Source organism: Achromobacter sp. GW823-FHT04E03 (genome assembly GCF_058796095.1).
Map to the genome: position 1 here is coordinate 227,887 of NZ_JBXAIJ010000003.1, position 12,959 is coordinate 240,845.

Below are 12,959 nucleotides of genomic sequence, written 5' to 3' on the forward strand. Positions count from 1 at the left end.
GATTGATGAGGCAATGATACGCGTAGGCCAGCCCACGCGCAGCTAGCGTCCTGCCCCGCAGATGCGCCCGCAGGCGTATGCTGTATTGCGGGGACAGGTTCCCCCGGCAGCGCCGCGCATGCGATCATTACAGAATTATTACTTGTCATAAAAGAATGGAAATACGCCAGGATGTCCGGACTCATTACCCTGCTTGACTTCGCCGGCTACGTCGCCCTGCTCCTCTGGGGCGTGCATATGGTCCAAACAGGCGTGCAGCGCGCCTTCGGGGCCGCCCTGGGCGCGGCGTTGGGCAAGGCCTTGGGAACCCGGCTGCGGGCATTCGCCGCCGGACTGGGCATTACCGCCGCGTTGCAGAGCAGCACCGCCACGGGCCTGATGATCACCGGCTTCGCGGCCGGCGGCGTCGTCGGCCTGGCGCCGGCCCTGGCCGCCATGCTGGGCGCCAACGTCGGCACCACGCTCATCGTCCAGCTGCTGTCCTTCGACCTGACCTCGCTCGCCCCCATCCTGATCCTCGCGGGCGTATGGATGTTCCGCCGCTACCCGCCGGGCCGCACGCGCGACCTGGGACGCGTCTTCATCGGCCTGGGCCTGCTGTTGCTGTCGCTGCACCAACTGGTCGAACTGTTCCAGCCCTTCCAGACCGCGCCCATGCTGGGCATGATCCTGGACGCGCTGGCGACCCAGCCCGTGGCCACGGTACTGCTGGCGGCCGCCTTCACCTGGGCGGCGCATTCCAGCGTGGCCGTGGTGGTGCTGGTCATGTCGCTGGCCAGCCACCACATGGTGGCCCCGCACGTAGCCTTCGCGCTGGTGCTGGGCGCCAACCTGGGCACCGCCATCAACCCCATGATCGAAGGCGTGACCGGAGACGACCCCGCCGCGCGCCGCCTGCCCCTGGGCAACCTGCTGACCCGGGTGCTGGGCGTGCTGATCGGGCTGATACTGCTGCCCTACCTGCAGCCGATGATGAGCGATCTGGCCTCCGACCCAGCCCGCGCCGTGGCCAACTTCCACACCCTGTTCAACGCCGTCATCGCCCTGGTGTTCCTGCCGCTGTTGACGCCCTACGCCGCCCTGCTGACGCGCTGGCTGCCCAAGCGCGCGGATCCGAACGACCCGTCGCGCCCGCAGTACCTGGATGAATGGGCTCATGACGTGCCCGCCGTAGCCTTGGGCAACGCCGCGCGCGAGGCCCTGCGCATGGCCGACATGCTGCAGACGCTGCTGCTCTACGCCCGCGCCGGCTTCAAGCGCGACAACCGCCACCGCATGGTGCAGGCGCGCCAGCTGGACGCCGCGCTGGACAAGCTGGAAAACGCCATCACCACCTACCTGGCCACCCTGGACCAGGAGAACATGACGCGCGAGGACATCCAGCGCCTGGACGACATCCTGGCCTTCACCAGCAATATCGGCCATGCCGGCGACATCGCCCACCACGGCCTGCTCAGCCACGTCGCCAAGCTGCGCAAGCAGGGCTGGATCTTTTCGCCCGAACAGCGCGCCAGCCTGGACGACACGCTGGGCCAGCTCATCGCCAACCAGCGCACCGCCGCCGCCCTGTTCGTCAACGACGACCTGCGCCAGGCCCGTGCGCTGGCGGGTGAAAAGGCGCGCTTCCGCTCGATCGAGACCCATGCCGCGGACACGCACCTGCAGAAAATCAAAGGCGGCGAGGTCGACGCCGCCGAGGTGGGCGCGCTCTACCTGGACATCCTGCGCGACATGAAGGGCATCAATTCCCATCTGGTCGGCGCGGCGGCCTATCCGCTGCTGGCGCGGCACGGCGAACTGCTGCCCAGCCGCTTGCGCGAGGCTGGGAACTGAGCAGAACGAAAAAGCCGACCTTATGTGGTCGGCTTTTTTCACCGCGCTCTTGGGCAGCTTTCGCTGCCCCGCATCCTACAAATAGCGCTTGAACCACTCCAGCATGCGCTTCCAGCCATCCTGCGCGGCCTCGGCCTTGTAGCTGGCGCGGTAGTCCGCCAGGAAGGCGTGGTCGGCCTCGGGATACACCACGAATTCCGAGCGCCGGGCGTTGTCGTTGCCGGCGGCCAGCTTGGATTTCATGGTTTCGACGTCGGCCAGCGGAATGCTGGCGTCCTTGCCGCCATACAGGCCCAGCACCGGGGCGTGCAGTTCGTTGACCACGTCGAAGGCAACGCGCTTGATCAGCGGGCCATGGCCCACGCTGAGCTTGCCGTACCAGGCCACGCCCGCCTTCACGTCGGGATTGTGCGCGGCGTACATCCAGGTCAGGCGACCGCCCCAGCAAAAGCCAGTCACCGCCACGCGCTTGGGATCGCCGCCGTGCGCGGCCGCCCAGGCCACGCTGGCGTCCAGGTCGGCGAACACCTGTTCGTCCGGCACCTTGCTGACCAGCTCGGCAATGAGTTTCGGGATGTCGGTGTAGACCGAGGCATCTCCCTGGCGTTCGTACAGATTGGCGGCGACGGCAAGGTAGCCGGCCTTGGCGACCCGGCGGCACAGGTCCTTGATGTGCTCGTGCACGCCGAAGATCTCCTGCACAACCAGCACGATGGGCAGGTCGCGCTTGCCTTCGGGCGCGGCGTAATAAGCGGCGATCGTGCCGTCGGCCACGGGCAGTTTGAAATCCCCGTGGACCAGGCCCTGGGTGTCCGTGTGGATCACGGTGGGCGCGACGTTGCCGGCTGCGGCGGAAAAACTCATGAAGAACTCCTGTGTAGGGATGATCAACCAAGCCGGATATCCCGTCAGCGCCTGCACGGCCCCGCGCCTGTCCTAGTGCCGGTGGCCATGCTCCACTTGCGGCGCGGCCTGGCCGGCTTCGGCCTCGTGGTCGTGCCCATGGTGCATCACCGTGGTGACGCTGTAGATCAGCACCACGCCCACGCCGACCAGCAGCAATTGCGGGACGGCATCGGCCAGGGATACCCGTTCGTGCATCTGCGGCATCAGGTCGGCCACCGAAATGTAGAGGAAGCTGCTGGCTGCAACCACCAGGACATACGGCACCCATTGCTGCGCCTGCTGCAGCACGAAGTACCCTATTATGCCGCCCACGGCTGAACACAAGCTGGTGAACAGGATCAGGGAGAACGCGCGGCGGCGCGCCAGGCCCGCGTTGAGCAACACCACGAAGTCACCCAGCTTGTGCGGCACCTCATGGATGATGATGGACGCCGCGGTCAGCACGCCCAGCAGCGGATCGGTCAGGAAAGCCGCCGCCACCAGCACCCCGTCGCACAGGTTGTGCAGCGAGCTGCCGATCAGGATCAGCACACCGCCGCGGCCCGCCTCGTGGCGGTCATGCCCCTTGTGGTGGTGATGGCCGTCGCCCTCGTGGTGATGGCTGTGGCGCAGCAGCGCAATCTTCTCCAGCACGAAAAAGCCGATCAGCGATGCCAGCATCAGGCCGAACAGCACGTGGGCATCGCCCACCCCCGTCTCGAAGGCCTCGGGCAGCAGGTGCAGCAGCGCCACCGACAGCAGCACCCCCACCGACAGGCTGACCATGTGGTGCAGGTATTGCGCGAAAACCTTGTAGGCCAGCCAGCTGGCGACAAGGACGGCGATAAGCCCGCCGGTGACGGTGGCGAGCAAAATCCAGAGCAGCAACATTTTTGGGGGGACGCTTTAAGGCGGAGGGAAGCGAAACATTATATTGTTTCAATACCAAAAACGGAAATGGGCCGCCCGCAGGCGGCCCATGTGTCCTGGGACCGGGTGCTTCCGGCTCTAGTGGGCCTGCTCCCAGTTCTTGCCCATGCCGACTTCCGCCACCAGCGGCACGCGCAGTTCCGCCACGTTGCACATGAGGCGCGGCAGCGCTTCCTTGACCAGTTCCAGCTCGGCGTCGGGCGCTTCCAGCACCAGTTCGTCGTGCACCTGCATGATCATGCGCGTCTGCAGCTTTTCGGCTTCCAGCCAGTCCTGCACCGCCACCATGGCCATCTTGATCAGGTCGGCCGCCGTGCCCTGCATGGGCGCGTTGATGGCCGCGCGTTCGGCCGCCTGGCGGCGCGGACCCGAGGCGCCGCGGATTTCCGGCAACTGCAGGCGGCGTCCGAAGACGGTTTCCACGTAGCCCTGCTCGCGCGCGCGGCGGCGGGTGTCGTCCATGTACATGGCCACGCCGGGATAGCGGGCGAAATAGCGGTCGATGTAGGCCTGCGCGGCATCGCGCGTGATACCCAGGTTGGACGCCAGGCCGAACACCCCCATGCCGTAGATCAGGCCGAAGTTGATGGCCTTGGCGGCGCGGCGCTGGTCGGTGGAGACGTCGGCCAGCGACACGCCGAACACTTCCGAAGCGGTGGCGCGGTGGATGTCCTCGCCCGCTGCGAAGGCGCGCTGCAGGTTGGCGTCGTCCGACACGTGCGCCATGATGCGCAGCTCGATCTGGGAATAGTCCGCCGACAGCAGCATGCCTTGCTCGGCGATGAACGCCTCGCGTACGCGCCGGCCGGCCTCGGTGCGCACGGGGATGTTCTGCAGATTGGGATCGGACGAAGCCAGGCGGCCGGTAATCACCGCGGCCTGCGAATAATGCGTGTGCACCCGCCCGGTATCCGGGTTGATCATGCGCGGCAGCTTGTCCGTATAGGTGGACTTCAGCTTGGACAGGCCGCGGTACTCCAGCAGCACCTGCGGCAGCGGATAGTCCTGGGCCAGCTTGCTCAGCACCTCTTCGTCGGTGGACGGCGCGCCGCTGGCGGTCTTGCGCACCACCGGCAGCTGCATGCGGCCGAACAGGATCTCGCCCAACTGCTTGGGGGAATTCAGGTTGAAGGGCTGGCCGGCCAGTTCATAGGCCTTCTGTTCCAGCTGCAGCATCTCCTGGCCCAGCTTGTGGCTCTGGCGGCCAAGCTCCGCGGCGTCTACCTTGACGCCGTTGCGCTCGACCGTGGTCAGCACCGAGGACACCTGCATTTCCAGCAGGTAGATACGGTTCAGTCCCGCATCGGCCGCCACCATAGGGCGCAGCACCTGGTGCAGCTGCAAGGTGAAGTCCGAGTCTTCGGCCGCGTAATGGCCGGCCTTGTCCACCGCCACTTCGTCAAAGCCGATCTGCTTGGCGCCCTTGCCGCAGAGGTCCTCGTAGGACACGCCGCTGCGGCCCAGATAGCGCTGGGCCAGGTCGTTCAGGCCCACGCCGCGGTGCGATTCCAGCACATAGGCCTGCAGCATCGTGTCTTCGGCGATGCCGGCCAGCTTGATGCCTTCGTTGGCGAACACGTGCGCGTCGTACTTGGCGTGATGCAGCAGCTTGGCGCGGGACGCGTCTTCCAGCCAGGGCTTCAGGCGCGCCAGCACCTCGGCCTTGGGCAGCTGCGGCGCATTGTCCGGACCGCGATGCGCGACCGGGATGTAGCACGCCACGCCCGGCGCCACCGCCAGCGACATGCCCACCATCCTGGCCTGCATTTCGTCCAGCGACGTGGTCTCGGTGTCCACCGCGACCAGGGGCGCGTCCTTCAGCTTTTCCATCCAGGCGTCGAACGCGGCCCAATCGGAAATGATCTGATAATCCAGCTCCACGGGCGCGGCGGGCGCCTCGTGCGCAACGCGGGCGTCGCCCGCGGGCACGCGTTCGGCGTCGCCGGTCAGGTCGCGCAGCCAAGTGCGGAAACCGTAGCGTTCATAGAGTTCGGTCAGCGTCGCATCGTCGCGCGGACGCGGCGTCAGGTCATCCACGTTGTCCACGTGGCCGGCCAGGTCGCAGTCGTACTTCACGGTGAGCAATTGGCGCGTCAGCGGGAAGTTGGGAATGGCCTCGCGCAAGTTGCTGCCCGCCACGCCCTTGACGCCTTCCGCGCCTTCAATCAGCTTGTCTATCGAGCCGAATTCCGTAAGCCATTTGACCGCCGTCTTCGGGCCCACCTTGGTGACGCCGGGGACGTTGTCCACGGCGTCCCCCACCAGCATCAGGTAATCCACGATGCGGTCGGGCGGCACGCCGAACTTGTTGACCACGCCGGCCTCGTCCAGCACTTCGCCCGTCATGGTGTTGACCAGGGTGACGTGGCTGTTGACCAACTGCGCCAGATCCTTGTCGCCGGTGGACACGATGGTGTGCACGTCATGCTCGGCGGCGCGCTTGGCCAGGGTGCCGATCACATCGTCGGCCTCGACGCCCTCGATGGCCAGCACCGGCCAGCCCAGCGCGCGCACGGCGCGGTGGATGGGCTCGATCTGCGCGGCCAGGTCTTCCGGCATGGGCGGGCGATGCGACTTGTATTCCGGATAGATATCGTCACGGAAGGTCTTGCCGCGGGCATCGAAAATACATGCGGCATACTCTGCCTTATGATCAGAGACAAGTTTGCGCAGCATATTCACCACGCCGTAGAGCGCCCCCGTGGGTTCGCCTTGCGCGTTGCGCAAATCAGGCATAGCGTGGAAAGCGCGGTACAAGTAACTTGAACCGTCGACCAGTAATAAGGTTTTTTTCATGGTTACAAAGGCAGATATGGCAATAGCTGCGGAAACACCCGCCAACAAACAAATTCCGCTGATTATGTCAGAGATACGGACGGCGGCAGACAAGCTCGCGAACATCGGGCCTGCTGTCAGCGTCTTCGGCAGTGCGCGAGTCAGCCGTAATTCCCCCCACTATGAAACCACCGTCGCAATTTCCGCCGCCCTGGCGGATGCGGGTTTCGCGGTGATCGCCGGCGGCGGTCCCGGCATCATGGAGGCAGCCAACAAGGGCGCGTTCGAAGCAGGCGGCACCAGCATCGGTCTGAACATCAGCCTGCCCCACGAAGCGCACAACAACGAATACCAAACCATCAGCCTGTCATTCGAGTATTTTTTCTCGCGCAAGGCAACCTTCTTCATGCACAGCTTCGCCTATGTGGCGATGCCTGGCGGTTTCGGCACCCTGGATGAACTCTTCGAAGCGCTGACGCTCATCCAGACGGGCAAGGTCCCGCCCGCTCCCATCGTGCTGGTGGGCAGCGAGTACTGGTCCGGACTGGTCGAATGGCTGGGCGGCCAGGTGCTGGCCAATGGCATGATAGGCGCGCATGACCTGGATCTCTTCATCATCGAAGACGATCCCGTCAAGGTGGTGCGCAAGGTGGTGGAATTCCACGCCAAGGTCAATTCGGACGCGCAATACGCGCCGTCCCTGCCGGCCTGAAATCGCATGTAGCTCAAGGCCCGCTTGCCGCCCCCTCGGAGGGGCAGCAAGCGCGCGAAGCGTGCGCAGCGTGGGGGCCCTTTCCCTGTTATTTGCGCATGAACGAGGGCAGCACGTCCGGCGGAATCGGGCAGACGTAAGGTTGCCCGCGGCGCGTCTCCATCAGTTCCTCCTTGGCGCGCGCCAGCGCCTCGGGCTGCGTGTACAGATCGGCGGCGGTCGCCGCGATGATCTTGGCCGCGTGCACCATGCCCTTGTGCGCCATGGACATCTTGCCCTGCGCCACCATCTGCCAGGAATGGAACGGCGTGCCGTAGGCGTAGCAAGCGCCCCAGCATTGCGCGGTGGGCGCGACCCAGCTCACGTCGCCCACGTCGGTGGAACCGTAGGTGATCTCAGCCTTGCCGGGCTCGTAGGGCGCCACGCCGGCAAACAGCGGCGTGGGATTGCGCAGCACCGCGCCCAGGTTCTTGCCGGCGTTGTCGATGTCGTCCGTAGAGATCGCATCCCACATGCGGCGAGCGGCCTGCTGCTCGCCCGCGGTGTAATCGGGCCCCTGCAAGGCCAGCATGTTGGCGTACATGATCTGGTTCAACACGCCGTTGGGAATGTAGTTCGAGCAGGCTTTGTCGAACACGATTTCCAGTTCGCAACCCGTCATCAGCGCCGCGCCACGCGCCACGTTCTGCACGCGCTCGTATAGTTCGGACGCCTGCGAATTGATGGGTGCGCGCACCAGGTACAACACTTCGGCGCGGGCCTGCACCACGTTCGGTGAAATGCCGCCGCTGTTGGTCACGGCGTAATGCACGCGCGCATCCGGCACCATGTGCTCGCGCAGGTAGTTCACGCCCACGTTCATCAGCTCGACCGCGTCCAGCGCGCTGCGGCCCAGGTGCGGCGAATTGGCCGCGTGCGCGGCAACGCCGCGAAAACGGAAATAGGCCTGGATGTTGGCAAGCGAGGACTGGTGGAAGATCCCGGTGTGCGATGCGGGATGCCAGGTCAGCGCCGCATCCACGTCGTCGAACAGGCCCGCGCGCGCCATGAAGGTCTTGCCCGAACCGCCCTCTTCGGCCGGACAGCCGTAGAAGCGGATGGTGCCGGGCAGGCCGTTGGCCTCCAGGAATTCCTTCACCGCCACCGCCGCAAAATGCGCGGCCGTGCCCAGCAGATGATGGCCGCAGCCGTGGCCGTTGCCGTTCGGCGTTTCCGGCGAAGGCTGGCAGGCGTAGGCGCCGCTCTCCTGGCTCAGGCCCGACAGCGCGTCGTACTCGCCCAGGATGCCGATCACCGGGCCGCCGTTGCCGGCCTCGGCCACGAAGGCGGTGGGAATGCCGGCGGCGTCGCGCGTGACGCGGAAACCCGCTACTTCCAGCATCGCGATGTGCAGCTCGGCGGACTTGTGTTCGTCGTAGCGCAGTTCGGCCAGGCTCCAGATGCGGTCGCTCAGTTCCGCGTAGCGCTCGCTGCGCGCGTCGATGAACGGCGCAAGTTTATCGATGGCACCCATTGTTTCTCCTGTGGCTGTAATGGCGGGGAAAAAACCGGTCAGGTCACTCGTCGAGCTTGATGCCGGCAGTTTCAATGATTTTGCGGTTGGCGGCCAGCGTCTGCGCGATGCGCTCTGCAAAGGCCTGCGGCGTGCCGGCGTCGGGCTGCGCGCCCATGCCCGCCAGGCGCTGCACCAGCCCAGGCTCGGCCAGCGCACGCACCGCGGCCTGATTCAGGCGCTGCACCACGGCATCGGGCGTACCGGCGGGCACGACCAGGCCGAACCAGGTCTGGCCCAGCGCGTTCAGCTGCGGATAACCCAGTTCCGTCATGGTCGGCAGGTCCGGCATGTCAGGCATCCGCGCGGGCGCCGACACGGCGATGGCGCGCAGCTTGCCAGCCTTGACCAGCGATTGCGCGGACGCGTACTGGTCCTGCTGCACCTGCACCTCGCCGCCCACCGCGGCGGTCAGCGCCGGCCCCATGCCGCGGTACGGCACGTGCAGCACATCGACCTTCAGATCGGCATTCATCGCCGCCAGATTCAGGTGGCCAAGCGAACCGACGCCGGGCGAACCATAGGAATACTTGCCCGGATGGGCCCGCAGCTCAGCCAGGAACTGCGCAAAATCCTGCGCCGGAAACGCCGGATTCACCATCCACACGACCGGCACCGTCGCCACCGAGGCCACTGGTTTGAGCTGCGTTTCGGGGTTGACCCGCTTGGTGCCGTACAGCAGCGGATTGACGGCCATGGTGCTGACCGTGGCCATGCCCAGCGTGTAGCCGTCAGGTTCGGCCCGGGCCACCGCCTCGGTGCCGAGCAGGCCGCCCGCGCCGGCGCGGTTCTCCACCACCACGCTCTGGCCCAGTTCCTTGCGCAGGCCCTCGGCCACCGCGCGGGCGAGCGCGTCCGTGGACCCGCCGGGCGCGAACGGCACGATCAGCCGCAAGGGCTGGGAGGGATAGGCATCCTGGGCGGCGGCCAGGGACGAAACACTGAAAGTTACGGCGCAAACCAGCGCGTGCAGCAGACGGGACTTCATGGACCAGCCACTCCTGGGGAACGGAAGCGATATAAGGGATCGCTGCATTGTGTCCAGGGCATATCCTTATTTCAAATACATTAATGCGTGGATATATTCGTATTTTGAATATCTTCCCTCCCCGAGCCATGGACGTCGCTCCCGCCACCCTGCTGTCCCGCCTGCTCGCCAAAGGCCGCCTGCGCCACCTGCAATTGCTGGCCAGCATCGCCGACCTGGGCAGCATTCAGCAGGCGGCCAGCCATATCGGCCTGAGCCAACCCGCGGCCACCCATGCGCTGGCCGACATCGAAGATCTGCTGGGCGTGCAACTGTTCGAGCGCCATGCCCGCGGCATGCGCACCACGCGCAGCGGCCAGCTCATGGCGGAGTGCGCCCGCAGCATGCTGACGACGCTGCGCGCTTCCACCGATTCGGTGGCGGCCCTGCGCCAGGGCGCCACGGGCAATCTGCGCCTGGGCGCCATCCCGGCAGCCACGGGCGGCCTGCTGGCCGAGCGCCTGCCCGCCTACATGAACGCGCGGCCCGGACTGCAAGTAGAGGTGGTGGAAGGCAGCCGCGAGCAACTACTGCCGCAAGCCGCCAGCGGCAGCCTGGACATGTTGCTGTGCCGGCGTCCGGAAGCCGTGCCCGCCGGCCTGGAATTCGTGCCGCTGCAGGAAGACGCGGCGGTGATCGTAGCCGCTGCCGGCCACCCGCTGCTGGATCCGGACGACGCCCCCACGCTGGCGCAGGTGGCATCCCAACTATGGATAGAACCTCGCCCGGAATTGGCCATCCATGCGGTCTTCAAGGCCTTCTTCGAACGCGCCGGCGTGGTGCCGCGGCTGTGCCGGCTGAGCAGCGCCGCCCCGCCCATGCCGCTGCTCATCGCCGTCATGCATGCGCAAAAGGCCTTGGCCATGGTGCCGCAGACCCTGGGCAACTGGTACATGCAGCACGGACATTTCCAGCGCGTGCGCATCGAATCGCCCGGTTCATTCCAGCCCATCGGCGCGATCGTGCGCGACCAGGGACCGGGCCGCGATTTCCTGGACTGGCTGGCGGCCGGGCGCAAGGCCAGCTGAACCAGCCCGGTCTTCAGCCTATGTCGCCGCCCGCCACATACATGATCTGCCCGGTGATGTAGGACGCCTCGGGCGCCGCCATGAAGCAGATCGCCGCGGCGACTTCCTCGGCCTGGCCCGGGCGGTCCTGCGGCGTGTCGCGCAGGCAGGAGGCATACATCTCGCTGACCCAGGCGGCTTCCTGCACGGATGGCGTCTCGTGATTGCGCGGAATCGCGCGCACGCCGTTGTCCAGCGCGCCCGGCGACACGCAATTGACACGCACGCCCGACTTCGCCAGCTCCAGCGCCATGCAGACGGTGGCGGCGTGCACGCCGCCCTTGGAGGCCGAATACGGCACCCGGTAGATGCCGCGCGTGGCGTTGGAACCCACGTTGACGATGGCGCCCGCGCCCTGCGCCCGCATCACCGGTATGACTTCACGGCAGGACCACAGCGTGGGCCACAACGAACGGTTGACCTCGCGCTGCATCTGCTCCGGCGTGTATTCCCAGAACGGCCGGGTCCAGATCGTGCCGCCCACGTTATGCACCGACACGTCGATGCGGCCGTTGATCTCCAACGCGGCGCGCACCATGGACTGCGCGCCCTCATGGGTTTCCAGATCGGCCTGTGCGAAGCTCGCACGTCCGCCCGCGGCGCGGATCTCCTCGGCCACGGCGGCGCCCTGCTCCTCCGCCCGGTCCACCACGACCACGTGCGCGCCTTCAGCCGCCAGGCGCCGGGCCGTTGCCCGGCCCACGCCCTGGGCGGCGCCGGTGACCAGGGCCACCAGGCCCTCGAAGCGTAGATGTGTGCTCATGCTTGTATCGTCCTTTGCTATATCAATGGGCCGCCGAAAGCGCGCCGTCCGGCCGCGCGTGCTTGAGCTTGAGGCTCAGCACCGCCAGGGCCGCGACCGCCAGGGGTATCGCCAACGCGATGAAGAATCCCGACGGTCCGCCCCAGGCCAGGAAGCTGCCGCCGATGGCCGAACCCGCGATCGCGCCCGCGCGGCCCATGCCGATAGCCCAGCCGGTGGCGGTGGCGCGCAAGGCGGTGGGGTAAGCGCCCACCACCAGGTAGTTCAGTGCAATCTGCTGACCACCGATGCCGAAGCCGGCCGCGCCGACCAGGATGAAGACCAGCGTCCAGTTGTCGCCGGCCTGGCTCAGGCCGACGGCCACCACGATGCCCAGCGCGAACATGCCGCCAAGCAGCCTCCTCGTGTTGACGCGCGGCAGCACGAAGGACAGCGGAATCGCGCAGATGATGAAGACGGCGTTGACGATGACCGTGCCCATGGGCGCCTGCTCGGCGGGCAGGCCCGCGGCCTTCAGCACCGTGGGCAGCCACGACAGCAGCATGAACCACGCCACCCAGTTCAGCAGGTACACCGCCCAGATCGCCACGGTCTTGGCGCCGTGGCCATCCGAGAACAAGGCGCCGACGCCGGCGCGCGCGACGGATTCCTCCGGCACGGTGAACTGCGCGTCGGCGTCCAGCTTGCGGCGCGAGATGGCCGACAAGACGCGCGCGATGTAGCGCTGGCTTTCCGGATCGCGGCGCGTGGCCTTGAAGTACAGCGACTCGGGCAGCATCAGAAAGGCGACGGCAAGCAGGACCAGCGGCGCCAGGCCGCCCACGATGAAGATGCCTTCCCAGCCGATGACGGGCAGCATGCGGGCGGCCAACAGGCCGCCCAGCATGGCACCGGCCGGCAGGCCCAGCAGCACGCCGGTCATGATGGCGCCGCGCAAACGGGCCGGACCGTACTCGGCGGCCAGCGCCAGCAGCACCGGCGTGCAGCCGCCCATGCCCAGGCCGGCGATGAAGCGCAGCACCAGGATATGGGTGGTGTCGGTGGCCCAGGCCGTGGCCAGCGTGGACAGGCCGAACAGGGCCAGGCCCAGCATGATGGCCGGACGGCGGCCGATGCGGTCGCCGATCAGGCCCAGGGTCATGGCGCCCACCGTCATGCCGACGATGCCAGCGGTCAGGATGGGCGCCAGCGCGCCCGCCTTCAGATCGAAGGCGGCCAGGATCGCCGGCCCGGTGAAGGCGATCGCCTGTGTGTCGAAGCCGTCGAACAGCGCGATCAGAAAGCACAGGATCAACACGCGCCATTGAAAGGCGCCCAGTCGTTCCTGGTCGATCAGCGTCGGAATCGACCAGCTGGAAGTCGCGGCCATGATGGTTGTCTCCATGGCGCGGCCGAACCCGGCCTCGCGCCTGCGG

10 protein-coding genes are annotated in these 12,959 nt (G+C 66.8%); 3 read left to right on the forward strand and 7 right to left on the reverse strand.

The features are described 5' to 3' along the window. Positions 1-171: 171 nt before the first annotated feature. Complete coding sequence (locus AC1RHV_RS20690) at positions 172-1,833, forward strand: Na/Pi cotransporter family protein (RefSeq protein ID WP_054451007.1); 1,662 nt, start codon at positions 172-174, stop codon at positions 1,831-1,833. A 75-nt stretch (positions 1,834-1,908) separates the two neighbouring features. On the opposite strand, the gene AC1RHV_RS20695 is transcribed toward AC1RHV_RS20690, so the two are convergent. The 3 genes from AC1RHV_RS20695 to polA all read right to left on the reverse strand — a co-directional run bounded on the left by AC1RHV_RS20695 (position 1,909) and on the right by polA (position 6,444). Further along, positions 1,909-2,697 carry a dienelactone hydrolase family protein gene (locus AC1RHV_RS20695; RefSeq protein WP_125470911.1) on the reverse strand — a complete coding sequence of 263 codons (789 nt, stop codon included), beginning with the start codon at positions 2,695-2,697 and terminating at the stop codon, positions 1,909-1,911. A 72-nt stretch (positions 2,698-2,769) separates the two neighbouring features. Then, positions 2,770-3,609, reverse strand: a complete 840-nt coding sequence (locus AC1RHV_RS20700; RefSeq protein ID WP_054451005.1) for a ZIP family metal transporter — start codon at positions 3,607-3,609, stop codon at positions 2,770-2,772. Between the two features lie 117 nt (positions 3,610-3,726). Beyond that, on the reverse strand, positions 3,727-6,444 hold the full coding sequence (gene polA / locus AC1RHV_RS20705) for a DNA polymerase I (protein WP_054451004.1): 2,718 nt from the start codon (positions 6,442-6,444) through the stop codon (positions 3,727-3,729). On the opposite strand from polA, the gene AC1RHV_RS20710 reads away from it, so the two are divergent. Beyond that, positions 6,443-7,135: an LOG family protein gene (locus AC1RHV_RS20710; RefSeq protein ID WP_444978601.1), complete on the forward strand. Its 693-nt coding sequence runs from the start codon at positions 6,443-6,445 to the stop codon at positions 7,133-7,135. The genes polA and AC1RHV_RS20710 overlap by 2 nt on opposite strands. 88 nt (positions 7,136-7,223) lie before the next feature. On the opposite strand, the gene AC1RHV_RS20715 is transcribed toward AC1RHV_RS20710, so the two are convergent. Together AC1RHV_RS20715 and AC1RHV_RS20720 are read right to left on the reverse strand one after the other, a co-directional pair. Further along, a complete protein-coding gene (locus AC1RHV_RS20715) occupies positions 7,224-8,648 on the reverse strand; it encodes a M20 family metallopeptidase (RefSeq protein WP_054451003.1) in 1,425 nt (474 codons plus the stop codon). 43 nt (positions 8,649-8,691) lie between these two features. Beyond that, positions 8,692-9,675, reverse strand: coding sequence for a Bug family tripartite tricarboxylate transporter substrate binding protein (locus tag AC1RHV_RS20720; protein ID WP_082400683.1), 984 nt, complete (start codon positions 9,673-9,675; stop codon positions 8,692-8,694). A 128-nt stretch (positions 9,676-9,803) separates the two neighbouring features. On the opposite strand from AC1RHV_RS20720, the gene AC1RHV_RS20725 reads away from it, so the two are divergent. Next, positions 9,804-10,742: a LysR family transcriptional regulator gene (locus AC1RHV_RS20725; RefSeq protein WP_492301876.1), complete on the forward strand. Its 939-nt coding sequence runs from the start codon at positions 9,804-9,806 to the stop codon at positions 10,740-10,742. Between the two features lie 13 nt (positions 10,743-10,755). Here the strand turns inward: AC1RHV_RS20725 and AC1RHV_RS20730 are convergent, their stop codons facing one another. Both AC1RHV_RS20730 and AC1RHV_RS20735 read right to left on the reverse strand, forming a co-directional pair. Continuing rightward, positions 10,756-11,544, reverse strand: a complete 789-nt coding sequence (locus AC1RHV_RS20730; RefSeq protein WP_492301878.1) for a 1,6-dihydroxycyclohexa-2,4-diene-1-carboxylate dehydrogenase — start codon at positions 11,542-11,544, stop codon at positions 10,756-10,758. A gap of 22 nt (positions 11,545-11,566) precedes the next feature. Then, a complete protein-coding gene (locus AC1RHV_RS20735; protein WP_492301880.1) occupies positions 11,567-12,913 on the reverse strand; it encodes an MFS transporter in 1,347 nt (448 codons plus the stop codon). Positions 12,914-12,959 lie beyond the last annotated feature (46 nt).